Here is a 16,893-nt window from a genome sequence, read left to right as displayed (position 1 = left end):
TCGTCATGTTGAGCGGACGCGAAGCGTCCAATCGAAGCAAGCACCTATTTCTTCGCCTTCCAGATGGGCGCGCCGTCGCCGGGCAGGCCCAGGCGCGACCACTTCTCGCTGACCGAGTCGATGACGTCCTGGTCCATGCGGATTTCCTCGCCCCACTCGCGATGGGTCTCGGGCTCCCACTTGTCGGTGGCGTCGAGGCCGATCTTCGAGCCCAGCCCGCTCTGGGGGCTGGCGAAGTCGAGGTAGTCGATCGGGGTGTCCTCGATCACCGTGATGTCCCGCGCCGGGTCCATCTTGGTGCTGACCGCCCACATGACGTCCTTCCAGTCGCGGGCGTTGATGTCGTCGTCCACGACGATCACCCACTTGGTGTACATGAACTGGCGCAGATAGCTCCACACGCCCAGCATCACGCGCTTGGCGTGGCCGGGATAGGCCTTCTTCATCGACACCACGGCGATGCGGTAGCTGCAGCCCTCGGGCGGCAGCCAGAAGTCGGTGATCTCGGGGAACTGCTGGCGGATCAGCGGGATGAACACCTCGTTCAGCGCCTCGCCCAGCACGCTGGGCTCGTCCGGCGGACGGCCGGTGAAGGTGGTCAGGTAGATCGGGTCCTTGCGCGTGGTGATCGCCGTCACCTGGAAGACCGGGAACTTCTCGACGCTGTTGTAGTAGCCGGTGTGGTCGCCGTAGGGGCCCTCGTCGGCGTACTCGTCCAGCAGGACGTGGCCCTCCAGCACGATCTCCGCATGGGCGGGAACCATCAAGGGCACGGTCTTGGCCGGGACCAGCTCGGCCTTCTGGCCGCGCAGCAGCCCGGCGAATTGGTATTCCGAAAGGGTGTCCGGCACCGGGGTCACCGCGGCCAGGATGGTGCCGGGATCCGCGCCCAGGACAGCGCAGGCGGGCAGGGGCTCGCGGGCGCCGGTCTTCTTGTGGCGGGCATAGTGCTGGGCGCCGCCGCGATGGGCCAGCCAGCGCATGATGCACTTGTCCTTGCCCAGCACCTGCATCCGATAGATGCCGAGGTTGAAGTCGTCCTCGCGGTCCTTGCCCGGACCCTTGGTCACCACCAGCGGCCAGGTGATCAGCGGCGCGGGTTCGCCCGGCCAGCAGGTCTGGATCGGCAGCTTGCTCAGGTCGATCTGGTCGCCGGTCAGGACGACCTCCTGCACCGGGGCCTTCTTCACCACGGCGGGGCGCATGCTCATGACCGTCTTGGCCAGGGGCAGCATGTCGAAGGCGTCCTTCAGGCCCTTGGGCGGCTGCGGCTGGCGCAGGAAGGCCAGCAGTTCGCCGACCTCGCGCAGCTCGCCCGCGGTGGTGCGGCTCTCGCCGCCCAGGGTCACGCCCATGGCCACTCGCGCCACCGTGCCGAACAGGTTGGCCAGGGCCGGCATTTCCGAACGCGTGCCGTCCGCCTTGATGACGTTCTCGAACAGAACCGCCGGTCCGCCGGTCGCTAGCAGACGGGTCTGGATCTCGGTCATTTCGAGGACCGACGATACGGGTTCGGAGACGCGGACCAGATCGCCCTTCGCCTCGAGCATGGCCATGAATTCGCGGAGGGACCGGTAGGCCAATGAAAACTCCCGTGCAGACTGCGCAGCCCCGCTTTAGCGGGCGCATCGAAGGACGCAAAGCCTAACCGTCGCATCGACATGCTGGAGCTGGGCTGATAATCGTTCGCAACTTTTTGCAGGAGCCGACATGCACGACAGCGCCCTCGCGGAGCAGATGCAGGCGGGCGACGTTCGCCCCTTGAGCAAGGCGCATCCTGGCGACCGCGGCGTCATCGTCCATGTGGGCGACCACAGCGCGCACGGCGCTCTCCAGGCCGAAGAGCTGGAGCGCCGCCTGCTGGAGCTGGGCTTCGTCGAAGGGGCCGAGATCGAGCTGCTGCACGAGGGCATGATCGGCGGCGATCCCATCGCCGTGCGGGTCGACGACATGCGCGTCGCCCTGCGCCGCAAAGAGGCGGCGGTGATCGATGTTCGTTTCGAGTCTGGGAACTGAGCTTTGACTGATGTGACGCTTTCGCCCCTGCGCGCCGCGCTGGTCGGCAATCCCAACTCCGGCAAGACGGCCCTGTTCAACGCCCTGACCGGGGCGCGCCAGAAGGTGGCGAACTACGCCGGCGTCACCGTCGAGCGGAAGGAAGGCCACCTGACCACGCCCGGCGGCCGCACCCTGTCCGTGCTCGACCTGCCCGGCACCTATTCCCTGCGCGCCCGCAGCCCCGATGAAGTGGTCACCCGCGACGCCGTGCTCGGCCGTCTGTCCGGCGAGACGCCGCCCGACGTGGTGGTCTGCGTGGCCGACGCCACCAACCTGCGCCTGATCCTGCGTCTGGTGCTGGAGCTGAAGCAGGTCGGGCGTCCGTTCGTCCTAGCGCTCAACATGTTCGACATCGCCCAGCGCCAGGGCCTGCAGATCGACATCGAGCGCCTGTCGCAGGAGATCGGCGCGCCGATCGTCACCACCGTCGCCACCCGCAAGCGCGGTCTGGAAGACCTGCTGAAGCAGGTCGACGCCGTGGCCGAGACGGTGAAGCCGCACGACAACGTCTGGCACGAGCCTACCGCCGCCGAGCTGCGCCAGGCACATGCCGAGGCGCGCCGCATCGTGAAGGCCTGCGTTAAGCCGGCCGAGCGCCCGGACACCATCACTGGCCGCATCGACAGCGTCCTGCTGCATCCGGCGGCGGGCCTCGCCATCCTGCTGGGCCTGCTGTTCGTCATGTTCCAGGCGGTGTTCACCTGGGCGACGCCAGCCATGGACGGGATCGAGGCGGGCTTCGCGGCCCTCAGCGGCCTGATCAACAGCGTCCTGCCCGACAATCTGATCCGCAGCCTTCTGGTCGACGGCCTGATCGGCGGGGTGGGCAGCGTGGTGGTCTTCCTGCCGCAGATCCTGATCCTGTTCTTCTTCATCATCATGCTGGAGGATAGCGGGTACATGTCCCGCGCGGCCTTCCTGATGGACAAGATCATGGGCGGGGCGGGTCTGCACGGGCGGGCCTTCATTCCGCTGCTGTCCAGCTTCGCCTGCGCGATCCCCGGGATCATGTCCACACGGGTGATCGACAACAAGCAGGACCGCCTGACGACCATCCTGGTGGCCCCGCTGATGACCTGCTCGGCGCGGATTCCGGTCTACACCCTGATCATCGCCGCCTTCATTCCCAACACCACGGTGTGGGGCTTCGTCAGCCTGCAGGGACTGGTGATGTTCGGCCTCTACGCCGCGGGCATCATCAGCGCCCTGCTGGTGTCCTTCGTCATCCGCCGCGTCTTTTGGCGGGGCTCGGTCGAGCCCTTCATGATGGAGTTGCCCACCTACAAGACGCCCGACATCAAGAATGTGCTGATGAACCTGTGGATCAGGGCGCGCATCTTCATGAGCCGCGCGGGCCGCATCATCCTGCCGCTGATGATCCTGGTCTGGGCGCTGTCGACCTTCCCCTATCCGCCGGAAGGCGCGACCGAGCCGGCCATCGACTACAGCTTCGCCGGCATGATCGGGCGCTTCATCCAGCCGATCATGCAGCCCATCGGCTTCAACTGGCAGATGTCCATCGCCCTGATCCCGGGCATGGCCGCCCGCGAGGTGGCTGTGGCGGTGCTGGGGACGGTCTATGCGGTCAGCGAGGCGGACGGCGCCACCGACGCCCTGGCCTCCACCCTGTCCAGCCACTGGTCGATCGCCACGGCCCTGGCCTTCCTGGCCTGGTACGTCTTCGCGCCCCAGTGCGCCCCGACCCTGGGCGTGGTCAAGCGCGAGACCAACGGCTGGCTGTGGCCGTCGGTCATGTTCTTCTACATGGTGGGTCTGGCCTACCTGGCGGCGTTCGTGACGTTCCGCGTGGCCAGCGCCTTCGGGCTGGGGTGACCCAGCCCGCCCGGGCGATTTAGCGGGTGGGGACGGGGGTCTCGCCGCGGTAGTCGTAGAAGCCGCGGCCGGTCTTGCGGCCCAGCCAGCCGGCCTCGACGTACTTCACCAGCAACGGGCAGGGGCGATACTTGCTGTCCGCCAGGCCCTCATACAGCACGTTCATGATCGACAGGACGGTGTCCAGGCCGATGAAGTCGCCCAGCTCCAGCGGACCCATAGGATGGTTGGCGCCCAGCTTCATGGCGGTGTCGATGGCGTCGACCGTGCCGACCCCTTCGTAAAGGGTGTAGATCGCCTCGTTGATCATCGGGACCAGGACGCGGTTCACGATGAAGGCCGGGAAGTCCTCGGCGTTCGAGGTGGTCTTGCCCAGGGACTGGGCGAAATTGACGGCGGTTTCGTAGGTCGGAACGTCCGTGGCGATGCCGCGGATGATCTCCACCAGCTTCATGATCGGCACGGGGTTCATGAAGTGCAGGCCGATGAACCGCTCCGGGCGGTCGGTGACCGAGGCCAGGCGGGTGATCGAGATCGACGAGGTGTTGGACGCCAGCAGCGTGTCCGGACCCAGGTGCGGCACCAGGCTGCGGAAGATCGATTTCTTGATCTCTTCGTTCTCGGTCGCCGCCTCGATGGCGATGTCCGTGGCGCCGATGGCGGCCAGATCAGGGGCGGGCTTGATGCGGCCCAGGGCCGCCTTCATGGCCGCATCGTCGATCAGGCCCCGGCCGACCTGACGGGCCAGGTTCTTCTCGATCAGGGCGACGCCCGCATCGATCCGGTCCGCCGAGAGGTCGTGCAGACGCACCTCATAGCCGCCCAGCGCCACAACGTGCGCGATGCCCGAACCCATCTGGCCGGCGCCGATGACGCCGACGGACTTGATATCAACCATTACCCAAGCCTTGGCTTGAACGCTCCGGCGGCGCCGTCGCTGAAAAAACAAGCGCGGTATGTAGCACGAACGACCGTATGATCGACAAGCGATTGCTGCGGCGCAGCGAAGCGCCGTTTAGAAGGCGGTCGCCGAGTCCGCCAGCATCCAGTCCCGCAAGGCCTCGATCCGCGCCAGCTTGTGGCTGTCGGCCCGCCAGACGAAGTGGTGGGCGGTGGGGATGTCCACCTCTCCGGCGAAGGGGCGGACCAGGGTTCCAGCCGCCAGTTCGTCCTTGGCGAAGCCGATCCTGCCCAGCGCCACCCCGACGCCCTGAGCGGCGGCGTCCAGCATGAAGGACGTGTCGTCGAAGCGCAGGCCCCGCAGGGCCGCGGGCGGCGTGGGCAGCCCCTGGGCCTCGAACCACAACCGCCACGGAATCCCCGTGTGGCGCAGCAGCGGCACGTTCGCCAGGTCCTCGGGCTTCTCCAGCGGGTGACGCTCCAGGAAGGCGGGACTGCACACCGGGGCCAGGCTGTCCTGGAAGATCTGGCGGCTTTCCAGACCCGTCCAAGGACCGATGCCGAACCGGATGGCCACATCGACCCCGTCGGAGCGCAGATTGGCCAGGCCGTCGTCGGTCCGCACCTCAAGTGACGGCTCGATCTTCGAGATTGCGGCCATGCGCGGCGCCAGCCAGCGGCGGGCGAAGGACGATCCGATGGAGATCACCAGTGGGCACAGCGAGGCCTGGAAACGGGCGTCCTCGATGGCGTTGGTCAGGAGGACCGTGGACTTCGCCACCGCCTTGGCCAGCTCCTCAGCCGCCGGGGTGGGGTTCATGTCGTTGCCCAGACGGATGAACAGGGTCTGGCCCAGTTCGTCTTCCAGCCGACGAATCTGCTGGCTGACCGCGCCGTGGGTGACGTTCAGCTCGCGGCCGGCGCGGCTGTAGCTGCGGTGACGGACGGCGGCCTCGAGCGCACGCAGACTGTTATACGGAACATGGGTCGCCATGCGGCCAACATAGGTCCCCGCCAGCGAAGTCCAACGGCTTTCCACGCCTTGCGGCGCAACAAAGCGCTGCCATGGGGCGGATCGGACACAGTGGGGCCGGGCTTCCCTCTCCATCCGTCAGCGCGGCGCTTGACTCTCTTCCGGTCGCGTGAACACTTAAGTGAATGCTTCAGTATCAAGCTGAACCCCTCGACCTCGCCTTCCAGGCCCTGTCCGACCCCGGCCGTCGCGCCATGGTGGAGCGGCTGAGCTTTGGACCCGCCTCGGTCAGCGAACTGGCCAAGCCCCTGCCGATGACCCTGTCGGCGGTGGTCCAGCATCTGAAGATCCTGGAAGAGGCCGGGCTGGTGAAGAGCCAGAAGGTCGGCCGCGTGCGCACCTGCAGTCTCGAGATCGAGACCATGACTCAGGTCGAGCGCTGGATCGCCGAGCGCAAGCGGTTCTGGGAGCAGCAATACGATCAACTCGAGGCCTACCTGGCCAGGACCGCCCCTGAGGAGGGGGATCAATGACGATCACCAACGCCACCTTCACGATCGAGCGGGTGCTGAACGCCTCGCCCGCGCGGGTCTTCGCCGCCTATACGAGCCTTGAGGCCAAGAGCGCCTGGTTCAAGGCGCCGTCGGATATCGAAACCCTGAACCGCGACTTCGACTTTCGCGTCGGCGGACGGGAGCGGTTCCATGCCCGCTGGCCCAGCGGCCTGATCACCGACTTCCAGGCCGTCTATCACGACATCGTCGAGGACGAGCGGATCATCCTTGTCTACGACATGTTCAGCAACGGCGAGAAGCTGTCGGTCTCGCTGCTGACGCTCGAGTTCCGGGCCGAAGGCGGCAAGACCCGCCTGCTCCACACCGAACAGGGCTCCTACCTCAGCGGCGGCTTTGAGGCCGTTCAGGGCCGCGACCACGGCACGACCTGGCACATCGACAACCTGGTCGCGATAATCGAGGGGCGTGAGCCCAAGGCCTTCTCATGACCATCGAATTCTTCGCTCACCCCTTCTCGTCCTACTGCCAGAAGGCGCTCATCGCGTTCTACGAGAACGACATCCCGTTCACCTACCGCATGCTGGAGGACGAAGGCGTGGGGGAGGCGTTCGCGGCGCTGTGGCCCATGAAGCGTTTTCCGATCCTGCGCGAAAATGGGCGCGTGGTGCTGGAGACGTCGATCATCATCGAATACCTCCAGGTCCATCGCCCGGGTCCGGTGAAACTGATCCCGGAGAACCCAGACCTCGCCCTCGAGGCGCGCATGCTGGATCGCTTTTTCGACAACTACGTCATGACGCCCCAGGGCAAGTTCGTTTACGACACCCTGCGCTCGCCCGACGACCGTGATCCCTATGGCGTCGAGGAAGCGCGCAAGATGCTCGACACCAGCTATGCCTGGCTGGATCAGCGCATGCAGGGGCGCACCTGGGCGGTCGGCGACAGTTTCACCCTGGCGGACTGCGCCGCGGCGCCCTCGCTGTTCTACGCCGACTGGACCTACAAGATCCCCGAGCGCTACGCCGATCTGCTGGCCTATCGCGCGCGCCTGCTGCAACGCCCGTCCTTCGCCCGCGCGGTGGATGAGGCGCGGCGCTTCCGCCACTACTTCCCCCTGGGCGCGCCGGATCGAGACTGAGGTCGGCTCTACTCCAGAACCAGCCGGTAGATGACGTCACCGTCCTCCACCGACTGGGGCTGGAAGCCCAGCCGTTCAAGCACCCGTCTGGATGCGGCGTTATCCTCGTAGGTGATGGCGCGCAGTTCGGTCAGTTCCAGGCTTTCCCGGGCGAACCGGACAAGACCGGCGGCGATCTCGGTGGCGTAGCCACGGCCCCAGGCGTCATGGGCGAAGCCATAGACCAGCTCCTCAGGCTCGCCCTCGGGACGCGCCCACCCGGCCCAACCGACAAGGCGTCCGTCAGTCAACTCCACGACCGCGCCCGTGCCGTAGCCGTGCTGCTGCACATTCTCCCGGGACCGGGTGATCCAGAGAGCGGCGGCGGGACGCTCAAGCGGCTGACCGTCTCCCACGAAGCGCGCCACGCGCGGATCGCCGATGATGGCCGCGAGCGCATCCAAGTCGGACTGCATGAAGGGGCGGAAAGCGAGGCGCGGCGTGCGGAAGAACTCTGTCGGGATCACCGGCGAAGCATGGCGGCCCGACGGCATGACGACAACCCGGAAAGCCGGCGAGCTGGATGTTAGATGACCTCACAACCCCATCGAAAACCTATCGTTGGTCAGTGAACTCGGTGCGGGGCATGTTCAGTCCACGGCGCGCCGCTGAACCCCGTTCTTTCCATAGGTGATGGTGTGATGAAGATCCTGCTGATCGCGGGCGTGAGCACGCTCGTCCTAACTCTTAGCGCCCATGGCGTCCTGCCCAATCCCGTTCATAAGGACGAGCTGCGCTGGACCGAGGGGCTGGTCCTTGAAAGCCCCCGCTGACGATCAAAAAGGGAAAGGCCCGGAGAACGCCTCCGGGCCTTTTCTCTTTGGCGAGGGGGCTCCCTTCTCCTCCCCCGCACGCTTCGCTACAGGGGAGGAGAAGAACGAACTTATCCGCCCCCTCTGCACCTCCCGTAAGCTCCTGGCCGTCCCCATCACGGGAAGGGCGCGCGGCCAGCGCTGTGTCGTGACGGGGATGCGGTCGAGCGGGTAGCGCGACCGTCGGTGGTGAGAACGAGGGGCTTCGGCCCTGTCTGGACACTGCTCTTGCCCCAAAGCGGCAAGACATCGGCGGCGTGCAGCAGGCGTGAGGGGGTTACTCACGCGGACTGGGGACTCCCACGCTGAGGGAGCCCGCCCGCCGGAGGCTTCGTCGGCTAAGCGCTAAGAGCGCTGCCTACCGACAGCTCCCGGATAACGGCTCGCGCGGAGCGGAACGACCTGCGTCGAACCCGGCACTCCAAAATCCTCATCGCCTGACAAAGGTCAGGCCGCTCCGCCGCCCTTCCAACCTTGCGGGTCCTGATCCGTGGGGGTGCGGAGCCGTGCCCAGATTTACTCCGCCTCCCTCGCCCTTGTGGCGAGGGTCCCTGCGTCCGCCTTCTCAGTGCTAGCCGCCCGCCAACGCCCTGCCCGCTGAAACAGGGACCCCATGCACAAGGCCGGGGGAGGCGACAATGAGCGGACTTCGGAGCTTGTCTCCGGCCTAGCCCTCTAGACGTCTTTCTTCCACCAGGCGGCGTCTTCGCCCTGGAAGGCCTTGGCGTAGGCGCCGACCTCTCGGCGGGGGGCGAGGGCGCGGGCGGTGACCTCGTCCTCGTACTGTTCCTGGGTCTGGGCGGTGGCCGCCATCTCGACCTTGGCGCCGTAAGCGGTCGCGATCTTCTCGGCGCGGTGGGCGGCCAGTTCCGGTCCCAGCAGGCCGCGCTCGTCCGCGCCGCCCAGGGACAGGGCCGAGCCGCGCGAGGTGACGGCGCCGCTGTTGGCGATCTCGGCGATCACTTCGGCGCCGGCGCGCACGGTGGCGTAGAGGGTTTCGACCGGCGCGCTCTCATCGACCGCCTTGGTCGCGGTCAGGCCGCGCTGCTGCTGGCGGGCCAGTTCTTCGGGCGTGGCGATCTGCGATGGAAGCGGCGCGCGATTGACGGCGTCCGGCGTCGATGGTGCGGGGGCCGGCGTCGCGCCACGGCCTGGCGTCGCCGCATCTCCCGCCGGACGGCCGGCGGGCTGGCGCAGGAACGCGGAATTATTGAGCGGCGTAAGGGCCATTAACCATGTGTGCGGGTGTTCGCCCGAGTCGGCAAGTAAGGCGCGCAGACACGCAAAAAGGCCCGGAAGTCGCCTTCCGGGCCTTCGCGTTCTCCGATGAGGAGAAGCCTTACTTGCCGGCGGCCTTGAGGGCCTCGGTCAGTTCGGGAATGGCGGTCTTGTAGTCCGCCACCAGGCCGTAGTCGGCGACCTGGAAGATCGGGGCGTCGGCATCCTTGTTGATGGCGACGATGACCTTGGAGTCCTTCATGCCGGCCAGGTGCTGGATGGCGCCCGAGATGCCGACCGCGATGTACAGCGACGGGGCGACGACCTTGCCGGTCTGGCCGACCTGGTAGTCGTTCGGGGCGTAGCCGGCGTCGACGGCGGCGCGCGAGGCGCCGACAGCCGCGCCCAGCAGATCGGCCAGGGGCTCGATCACGCGCTGGAACTCTTCGGCCGAACCCATGGCGCGGCCGCCCGAGACGACGATCTTGGCGGCGCCCAACTCGGGGCGGTCCGACTTGACCATCTCTTCGGAGACGAAGCGCGTGTGGGCCGGAGCGCCGGCGGCGTTCGCCTTCTCGACAGAGGCCGAGCCGCCTTCGGCCGCGGCCTTGAAGACGGTCGGGCGGACGGTGGCGATCACCTTGGCGTCGCTGGTCTGGACGGTCTCCAGGGCGTTGCCGGCGTAGATCGGGCGCACGAAGGTCTTGGCGTCGACCACTTCGATGATGTCGCTGATCAGCGAGACGTCGAGCTTGGCGGCGATGCGCGGCGCGACGTTCTTGCCCTGCGAGGTCGAGGGGATCAGGACGGCGTCGTAGCCGGCGGCCAGCGGGACGAGGGTGGCCTCGAAAGCTTCCGCCAGGCCTTGGCCCAGGGCGTCGCTGTCGGCGGTCAGAACCTTGCGGACGCCGGCGATGCCGGCCGCGGCCTTGGCCGCCGCGTCCACGCCCTTGCCGGCGACCAGGATGTCGATGTCGCCCCCGAATCCTTGGGCGGCGGTGACGGTCTTGTGGGTGGTGTCGCGCACTTGGCCGTCATGATGATCGGCGATGACGAGAACGGCCATTAGAGCACCCCCGCTTCGTTCTTCAGCTTCATGACGAGGTCGGACGCGGTCTCGACCTTGATGCCGGCCGAGCGCTTGGCCGGCTCGGTGACCTTCAGGACCTTCAGGCGCGGAGCGACATCGACGCCGTAGTCGGCGGGCGACTTGGTGTCGATCGGCTTCTTCTTGGCCTTCATGATGTTGGGCAGCGAGGCGTAGCGCGGCTCATTGAGGCGCAGGTCGGCGGTGATCACCGCCGGCAGGTCCACGTCCAGGGTCTGCAGGCCGCCGTCGACTTCGCGGGTGACCTTGGCGGACTTGCCCGAAAGCTCGACCTTCGAGGCGAAGGTGGCTTGCGGCCAGTCGAGCAGGGCGGCCAGCATCTGGCCCACGGCGTTGTTGTCGCCGTCGATGGCCTGCTTGCCCATGACGATGAAGTTGGGGTTCTCTTCGCCCACGACCGCCTTCAGCAGCTTGGCGACGGCCAGTGGCTCCGGATCGGCGTCGGTCTGGATCAGGATGCCCCGGTCGGCGCCCATGGCCAGGGCGGTGCGGATGGTTTCCTGGGCCTGCGCCGGGCCGATCGAGACCACGACGATCTCTTCCACGGCGCCCTTTTCCTTCAGGCGGACAGCTTCCTCGACACCGATCTCGTCGAACGGGTTCATGGACATCTTCACGTTGGCGAGATCAACGCCGGTTTGGTCGGGTTTGACCCGCGCCTTGACGTTGTAGTCGATCACCCGTTTGACCGGGACCAGCACCTTCATCGGGTTCAGCCTCTTTGTCTGACTAAGCGTTCCTTCGTTCCCAATGGGAATTAAAGGCTCCGCCGCGCATTGCAAGCTTCCGTTAGCGTCAACGTCAGGTTTGTTGCGAAAGACATTCGGTTGCGGCGCTTCGCCCCTAGAAAAGCGCGTCCTGGCCGACTAAAGGCGATCGCCATGAACCGGTTCCTCACCCGCCTGAAGATCATCTTTCTGGCCGTCTTCGCCGTCAGCTGCGTGGCCGTGCTCGTCTACCACGTCTTCTGGGTGTGGCCGGGCAAGCGCTGCGAACTGAAGGGCAACTGGTGGGATCCGCGGACCCGCACCTGCGCCGTGCCCGTGCCGCTCTATATGATCACCGGCCGGCCCAATAAGCCGTTCCAGGCGGAAGATCCGAACACCACCGAGCGGGTCGCGCCGCAGTCGGTCCCGGACGCCGCCCTGGCTCCGGCCGCAGAGCCCGCGCCGGCGACGCCGCCGAAGAAATAGCGCCTAGCGCGTCGCGCCCGGCCGCCAGAGCACGTCGCCAGCGCCCTTGTCGTTGGCGTGGCGCGAGGCGACGAACAGCAGGTCCGACAGGCGATTTAGGTATTTGAGCGCCGGCTCGCCGACGATCTCGCCGGGCTCGGCCATCAGGGCCACGCAAAGGCGCTCGGCCCGGCGGCAGACCGTGCGGGCCTGATGCAGATAGGCCGCCGTGGGCGAGCCGCCTGGCAGCACGAAGGACTTCAGCGGCGAGAGGGCGGCGTTCAGTTCGTCGATCTCGCTCTCCAGCCGCGAGACCTGGCTGTCGAGGATGCGCAGGGGCTCCCAGTCCGGCTTGCCGTGCTGTTCCGGCGTGGCCAGGTCGGCGCCCAGGTCGAACAGCTCGTTCTGGATTCGGCCGAGGATCGGGTCGAGCACGGCGTCGTGCGCCGTATGCAGCCGCACCAGGCCCAGGCAGGCGTTGGTCTCGTCCACCGCGCCATAGGTCTCGACCCGCAAGGAGGCCTTGCTGACCGGCGCGCCCGTGGACAGACGCGTCATGCCCTTGTCGCCGGTGCGCGTGTAGATGTGGTTGAGGGTGACCACCCCTAGCGGCTCTTGATCCAGACCGCCGCCAGGACGACCAGGATGGCCACGGCCTGAAGGACCACACGCAGCTGCATCAGCTTGTTGGAGCGGGCGGGCGAGCCGTCGCCGCCCCGGGCCAAGGTGTACAGGCCGATGCCCAGCACGCCGAGCACCGCGAGCAGCGCGATCGGGACGAGGATGAGGAAAAGCGTATCCATTGCGTCATGCTACTGCGCCGGCCCTATCGGCGCCACGGCGATGCGCTCCGAAATTTCGCAGAACATGTTCAGCGAAATTTGCAAAAAGTGCTGTTAGGTGTTAGTTCTTGGCTTGGCTGTGGGGCTGAACGGGTCGGATCTAACCGGCCGCCAAGGATAAAAGCAGAGATATGAACCGTCACAAGGACGCGACCCGTATCGCGGTCGTCTTCACCTCATGAGCTACGAACCTCTCACCATCGAGGCCGAGTCCGAAGCCCATCCGGTCAAGGTCAACCGTCGTACGATCGCCAAGCAGCGTACCCGCGAAAAAGTCCTGGAGGCGGCCCGCACGCTGTTCATCCAGCGCGGCTACGAAGGCGCGACCATTCGTGACATCGCTCAAGCCGCCGGCATGTCGACCGGCGCCGTGTTCGCCAATTTCGCGGACAAGAGCGAACTGTTCGACGCCATCATCAAGGGCGACCTGGAACTGCTGCACGAGCAGATGTCCGCCGCCGCCGCCAACGCCAAGGGCGTCGAGCAGGTTCTGCTCGGCATGTTCGGCGCGGGCTACAGCCTCTACCTGAAGCAGCTGCCGATGGTGCAGGCCGTGATCTCCGCGTCCTGGACCCGCGACGCCAACAACGAGAACGAGCACCGCGTGGCCCTGAAGCCGCTGCTGGCTCTGGTCGAAGCGGCGCTGAAGCGCGGCGTGGCCGACGGCGAGATCGCCAAGACGGTCGATCTGGGCCTGCTGCTGGACACCGTGTGGGACCTCTATCTGGTCAACTACCGCCGCGCCGTGTTCGACGAGCTGGGCGTGGAGCAATTGACCGCCCGTCTGTCCACGCAGCTGTCCATGCTGCTTCGGGGCGCTCGCCCCTAAGTCCCATGGACCAGCCCTTGGGCATCCGTAAGGCTCAGAAGCTGGCCACGCGCCAGAAGGTTCTGAAGGCCGCCCGCGAGCTCTTCGCGGAAATCGGGTATGAAGACGCCACCATCCGCGTCATCGCCGAACGGGCGGGCGTGTCGATCGGTGGCGTCTTCACCACCTTTGCTTCGAAGGCCGAGGTGCTCCAGCACGTGGTCTACGACTGGGCGGAAGAAGGGCTCTATCAGGAGCTCGAGCGCCGCCTCCCCGAATTCGAAGGCTCCACCGCCGAACGGCTGGTGGAGGTCATGCGCGTCATCTTCAGCTTCAACTCCCAGCGACCGAAGGTGACGCTGGCCCATATCGGGCTGGCCTTCGATCCCTATCCGGCGCCGGGCGCGCGGCCGTTCGGTCACAACCAGCGCCTGCTGGGTCACATGCGCCAAGTGGTCCTCGACGGCATCGCGCGCGGCGACGTCGCGCCCGAGACCGATGTCGACCTGGTGGTCGACACGGTGGCCGGGGTCTACGCCTGGAACTTCCGCATGGTGGCGCAGGGCGCGGGCGAGGAGGAGATCATGGGTCTCTTCGCCCGGCAGGTCGAAATGATCGCCAAGGGCTTCGCCGCCAAGGCGAACTAGTCCTCCAGCAAACTCTAATCCTCCAGCAAACGCCGGGCGATGACCTGCGCCTGGATCTCTCCCGCTCCCTCGAAGATGTTCAGGATGCGCGCGTCGGCCAGAAGCCGGCTGGCGGGCAATTCCACCGCGAAGCCGTTGCCGCCGTGGATCTGCAGCGCGTTGTCGGCCGCCGCCCAGGCCACGCGGGCGGCGATCAGCTTGGCCATGCCCGCCTCCAGGTCGCAGCGCTCCCCATCGTCCTTCCGCCGGGCGGCGAAATAGGTCAGCTGGCGCACGCCCATCAGCTCGGCGGCCATCATGGCCAGCTTGTTGTGGACGCGGGGGAATTCGAAGATCGCCTGACCGAACTGCTTGCGGTCGAGGGCATATGACAGGCCAGTCTCCATGGCCGACTGAGCCACGCCGATGGCGCGGGCCGCGGTCTGGATGCGGGCGCTCTCGAAGGTCGCCATCAGCTGCTTGAAGCCCTGGCCCTCGACCCCGCCCAGCAGGTTCGCGGCCGGGACGGTGAAGCCGTCGAAGCCGATCTCGTATTCCTTCATCCCGCGATAGCCGATGACGCCGATCTCGCCGCCGGTCATGCCGGGGGTGGGGAAGGCCTCGTCCTCGTCGCCGCGCATCTTGGGGGCCAGCAACATGGACAGGCCGCGATAGTCGGTGCTGTTCGGATCGGTGCGCACCAGCAGGGTCATCATGTCCGCGCGGGCCGCATGGGTGATCCAGGTCTTGTTTCCGGTGACGGTGTAGTGCCCGCCCTCCCGCGTGGCGCGGGTGCGCAGGGAGCCGAGGTCGGAGCCGGTGTTCGGCTCGGTGAAGACGGCGGTCGGCAGGATCTCGGCCGAGGCGATGACCGGCAGCCAGTCGTTCTTCTGTTCTTCCGTGCCGCCGCTCAGGATCAGCTCGGCGGCGATCTCCGACCGGGTGCCCAGGGAGCCGACGCCGATCCAGCCGCGCGACAGCTCTTCGGACACCACGCACATGGCGGTCTTGCCCAGGCCGGAGCCGCCGTATTCCTCGGGGATGGTCAGGCCGAAGACGCCCAACTGGCCCAGCTCCTCCAGCAGCTCCAGCGGGATCAGCTCGTCCTTCAAGTGCCACTGGTGGGCGTAGGGGACGACCTTCTCCTGGGCGAAAGCGTGGAACTGGTCCCGGATCATCTCGAAGGTCTCGTCCAGTCCGGTGTTCTCCAGCGTGGGGCGACCGCGCCCCTCGGCCAGCCGGCGGGCCAGCCGGGTCTTCACGCCCTGGCCGCCGCCCTGCGACAGCAGGATGGTCAGGGCGGGGGCGAACAGGTGCTCCACCGCCTCGTCGCCGACGCCCAGGTCGGACGGGCGGATGATCTCGCCCTGGTTCATGGGAATGCCGCCGACCAGCTGGCTGGCGTATTCGGCGAACAGCAGCTGGGCCAGCAGGGCCTCGATCTCGCCGAAGCGGCCTTCGTCATCGAGGTTGGCGGCCCACTCGGCCACCTGGACCATCAGTTCGGCATAGGCGGCGTACCAGCCAAAGCCATGGACCGCGTGCTGCTCATCATCGGCCAGCTTGCGGTCGATTTTGCCATCGACGCTGATGCGGGCCTTCACCGCCGGCTTCGCGGCCCGGACGAAGGCCTTCGCCCCCTCGGCCGCCTCGCGCAGAAGGTCGGTCAGCCCGGCGAGGATCAAGGCTTCAGCCATGGGGTTCTTCCCAGTCTTTGTTGGTGTTTGGCGGAACTATAGGTTTTCCCCACACCCGCGAACAATGCGCTGCGCGGGATCGGGTCAGAGCGCTGACAGGGCCGCTTCCAGCCCAGCCATGTCGGCCGGCATCGGCGTCTCGAACCGCAGGGTCTGGCCGGTCACCGGATGGACGAAGCCCAGCACGGCGGCGTGCAGGGCCTGGCGCGACAGGCCGGAAGCGGTGATCGCCTCGCGCACCACGGGCGCCGGGGTGCCCGAGCCATAGACGGGGTCGCCCAGGCAGGGCGCGCCCTTGGACGCCATGTGGACGCGGATCTGATGGGTGCGGCCGGTCTGCAGGCGGCACGAGACCCGCGCCGCCAGGGGCTTTTCCTGCGGGCCGAAGGCCTTCTCCACCGCGTAGTGGGTGATAGCTTGGCGGCCGCCGCTTTTCAGCACGGCCATCTTCTTGCGGTCGCTGCTGGAGCGGCCGATCAGGGTGTCGACCGTGCCCTTGGACGGATGGGGCGCGCCTCGGGTCAGGGCGACATAGACGCGGTCGATGTCGTGCGTCGCGAACAGCTTCGACAGCCCCTGGTGCGCGGCGTCGGACTTGGCGGCGACCATGACGCCCGAGGTTTCCTTGTCCAGGCGATGGACGATGCCCGGACGCGCCACGCCGCCGACCCCCGACAGGCTGTCGCCGCAGTGATGCAGCAGGGCGTTGACCAGGGTGCCGCTGTCCGTGCCCGGCGCGGGGTGGACCGCCATGCCGGCCGGCTTGTCGATGACGATCAGGTCCTCGTCCTCGAACAGGACGGTCAGGGGGATCGCTTCGGGCTGCGGCTCCGCCGGAGCAGGGGGCGGGATCAGGATCTCATACTCGCCGACCGCGGCCTTTGAGGAGCCGGAGGTCAGCGCCGCGCCGTCGCGCCGGATCAGGCCCTCGGCCATCAGGGCCTGAAGGCGGGCGCGGGACAGGTCGGGAACGGCGGCGGCCAAGGCCTTGTCCAGCCGATCGCCCGCCGCGCCGTCACCAATCTGCACCAGCCGTACTTCGAAATCGGCTTCGTCTTCAGGCAAGTCTTCGCGCATCACGGTTCTTCATATAGGCGTCACAACCATAGTGGCAGAACCGGGTGGAGTTTGCGGCAGCGCTGCTTCTCGGTCAC

Annotated in this window: 20 protein-coding genes; 9 read left to right on the top strand and 11 right to left on the bottom strand. The window is 67.0% G+C overall.

Translation table 11 applies throughout. The annotated features are described in order from the left end of the window. Positions 1–44: 44 nt before the first annotated feature. Positions 45–1,583, bottom strand: coding sequence for a UbiD family decarboxylase (locus ABOZ73_RS05075; protein WP_369061238.1), 1,539 nt, complete (start codon positions 1,581–1,583; stop codon positions 45–47). Positions 1,584–1,710: 127 nt separating this feature from the next. Here ABOZ73_RS05075 and ABOZ73_RS05070 point away from each other — a divergent pair, with 127 nt between their 5' ends. Continuing rightward, a complete protein-coding gene (locus ABOZ73_RS05070) occupies positions 1,711–2,016 on the top strand; it encodes a ferrous iron transport protein A (RefSeq protein ID WP_369061236.1) in 306 nt (101 codons plus the stop codon). Positions 2,017–2,019: 3 nt separating this feature from the next. Further along, positions 2,020–3,891: a ferrous iron transport protein B gene (gene feoB, locus ABOZ73_RS05065; RefSeq protein ID WP_369061234.1), complete on the top strand. Its 1,872-nt coding sequence runs from the start codon at positions 2,020–2,022 to the stop codon at positions 3,889–3,891. A 19-nt stretch (positions 3,892–3,910) separates the two neighbouring features. Here the strand turns inward: feoB and ABOZ73_RS05060 are convergent, their stop codons facing one another. Then, entirely contained in the window at positions 3,911–4,789 is an 879-nt protein-coding gene (locus ABOZ73_RS05060; RefSeq protein WP_369061233.1) for a 3-hydroxybutyryl-CoA dehydrogenase, read from the bottom strand. Between the two features lie 117 nt (positions 4,790–4,906). Next, on the bottom strand, positions 4,907–5,785 hold the full coding sequence (locus ABOZ73_RS05055; RefSeq protein WP_369061231.1) for a LysR substrate-binding domain-containing protein: 879 nt from the start codon (positions 5,783–5,785) through the stop codon (positions 4,907–4,909). Between the two features lie 164 nt (positions 5,786–5,949). Here ABOZ73_RS05055 and ABOZ73_RS05050 point away from each other — a divergent pair, with 164 nt between their 5' ends. Genes ABOZ73_RS05050 through ABOZ73_RS05040 form a run of 3 tightly spaced genes read left to right on the top strand, consistent with a single transcriptional unit; the run spans position 5,950 to position 7,417 of the window. Next, complete coding sequence (locus tag ABOZ73_RS05050) at positions 5,950–6,297, top strand: ArsR/SmtB family transcription factor (RefSeq protein WP_369061230.1); 348 nt, start codon at positions 5,950–5,952, stop codon at positions 6,295–6,297. Continuing rightward, complete coding sequence (locus ABOZ73_RS05045) at positions 6,294–6,767, top strand: SRPBCC domain-containing protein (protein ID WP_369061229.1); 474 nt, start codon at positions 6,294–6,296, stop codon at positions 6,765–6,767. The genes ABOZ73_RS05050 and ABOZ73_RS05045 overlap by 4 nt, the downstream gene beginning before the upstream one ends. Continuing rightward, positions 6,764–7,417, top strand: a complete 654-nt coding sequence (locus tag ABOZ73_RS05040) for a glutathione S-transferase family protein (protein ID WP_369061227.1) — start codon at positions 6,764–6,766, stop codon at positions 7,415–7,417. The genes ABOZ73_RS05045 and ABOZ73_RS05040 overlap by 4 nt, the downstream gene beginning before the upstream one ends. Before the next feature lie 8 nt (positions 7,418–7,425). Here the strand turns inward: ABOZ73_RS05040 and ABOZ73_RS05035 are convergent, their stop codons facing one another. Beyond that, complete coding sequence (locus tag ABOZ73_RS05035; RefSeq protein ID WP_369061225.1) at positions 7,426–7,950, bottom strand: GNAT family N-acetyltransferase; 525 nt, start codon at positions 7,948–7,950, stop codon at positions 7,426–7,428. Positions 7,951–8,097: 147 nt separating this feature from the next. Here ABOZ73_RS05035 and ABOZ73_RS05030 point away from each other — a divergent pair, with 147 nt between their 5' ends. Further along, on the top strand, positions 8,098–8,229 hold the full coding sequence (locus tag ABOZ73_RS05030; RefSeq protein WP_277784304.1) for a hypothetical protein: 132 nt from the start codon (positions 8,098–8,100) through the stop codon (positions 8,227–8,229). Positions 8,230–8,943: 714 nt separating this feature from the next. Here the strand turns inward: ABOZ73_RS05030 and ABOZ73_RS05025 are convergent. The 3 genes from ABOZ73_RS05025 to ABOZ73_RS05015 all read right to left on the bottom strand — a co-directional run bounded on the left by ABOZ73_RS05025 (position 8,944) and on the right by ABOZ73_RS05015 (position 11,301). Continuing rightward, on the bottom strand, positions 8,944–9,498 hold the full coding sequence (locus ABOZ73_RS05025) for a hypothetical protein (protein WP_369061223.1): 555 nt from the start codon (positions 9,496–9,498) through the stop codon (positions 8,944–8,946). 109 nt (positions 9,499–9,607) lie between these two features. Next, positions 9,608–10,552, bottom strand: coding sequence for an electron transfer flavoprotein subunit alpha/FixB family protein (locus tag ABOZ73_RS05020; protein WP_369061222.1), 945 nt, complete (start codon positions 10,550–10,552; stop codon positions 9,608–9,610). Continuing rightward, positions 10,552–11,301: an electron transfer flavoprotein subunit beta/FixA family protein gene (locus ABOZ73_RS05015; RefSeq protein WP_369061220.1), complete on the bottom strand. Its 750-nt coding sequence runs from the start codon at positions 11,299–11,301 to the stop codon at positions 10,552–10,554. The genes ABOZ73_RS05020 and ABOZ73_RS05015 overlap by 1 nt, the downstream gene beginning before the upstream one ends. Before the next feature lie 174 nt (positions 11,302–11,475). Here ABOZ73_RS05015 and ABOZ73_RS05010 point away from each other — a divergent pair, with 174 nt between their 5' ends. Beyond that, entirely contained in the window at positions 11,476–11,787 is a 312-nt protein-coding gene (locus ABOZ73_RS05010) for a hypothetical protein (protein WP_369061219.1), read from the top strand. A gap of 3 nt (positions 11,788–11,790) precedes the next feature. On the opposite strand, the gene ABOZ73_RS05005 is transcribed toward ABOZ73_RS05010, so the two are convergent. Both ABOZ73_RS05005 and ABOZ73_RS05000 read right to left on the bottom strand, forming a co-directional pair. Beyond that, on the bottom strand, positions 11,791–12,369 hold the full coding sequence (locus tag ABOZ73_RS05005) for a cob(I)yrinic acid a,c-diamide adenosyltransferase (RefSeq protein ID WP_369061218.1): 579 nt from the start codon (positions 12,367–12,369) through the stop codon (positions 11,791–11,793). A gap of 2 nt (positions 12,370–12,371) precedes the next feature. Further along, complete coding sequence (locus ABOZ73_RS05000; protein ID WP_369061217.1) at positions 12,372–12,569, bottom strand: twin transmembrane helix small protein; 198 nt, start codon at positions 12,567–12,569, stop codon at positions 12,372–12,374. A gap of 217 nt (positions 12,570–12,786) precedes the next feature. Between ABOZ73_RS05000 and ABOZ73_RS04995 the strand changes: the two genes are divergently transcribed. Together ABOZ73_RS04995 and ABOZ73_RS04990 are read left to right on the top strand one after the other, a co-directional pair. Continuing rightward, positions 12,787–13,437 carry a TetR/AcrR family transcriptional regulator gene (locus tag ABOZ73_RS04995; RefSeq protein WP_369061216.1) on the top strand — a complete coding sequence of 217 codons (651 nt, stop codon included), beginning with the start codon at positions 12,787–12,789 and terminating at the stop codon, positions 13,435–13,437. Between the two features lie 17 nt (positions 13,438–13,454). Continuing rightward, positions 13,455–14,063, top strand: coding sequence for a TetR/AcrR family transcriptional regulator (locus ABOZ73_RS04990; protein WP_369061215.1), 609 nt, complete (start codon positions 13,455–13,457; stop codon positions 14,061–14,063). A gap of 14 nt (positions 14,064–14,077) precedes the next feature. On the opposite strand, the gene ABOZ73_RS04985 is transcribed toward ABOZ73_RS04990, so the two are convergent. Both ABOZ73_RS04985 and ABOZ73_RS04980 read right to left on the bottom strand, forming a co-directional pair. After that, entirely contained in the window at positions 14,078–15,739 is a 1,662-nt protein-coding gene (locus tag ABOZ73_RS04985) for an acyl-CoA dehydrogenase family protein (RefSeq protein ID WP_369061213.1), read from the bottom strand. A gap of 84 nt (positions 15,740–15,823) precedes the next feature. Next, the gene (locus tag ABOZ73_RS04980; protein ID WP_369061212.1) at positions 15,824–16,816 is read right to left on the bottom strand and encodes an RluA family pseudouridine synthase; all 993 of its coding nucleotides are present in this window, start codon (positions 16,814–16,816) and stop codon (positions 15,824–15,826) included. Between the last annotated feature and the right edge of the window lie 77 nt (positions 16,817–16,893).

It is taken from the genome of Caulobacter sp. 73W (genome assembly GCF_041021955.1).
In the GTDB taxonomy this organism is placed as follows: domain Bacteria; phylum Pseudomonadota; class Alphaproteobacteria; order Caulobacterales; family Caulobacteraceae; genus Caulobacter.
The sequence above is the reverse complement of the archived record's forward strand: the minus strand, read 5'-3'. Positions and strand labels throughout refer to the sequence as shown.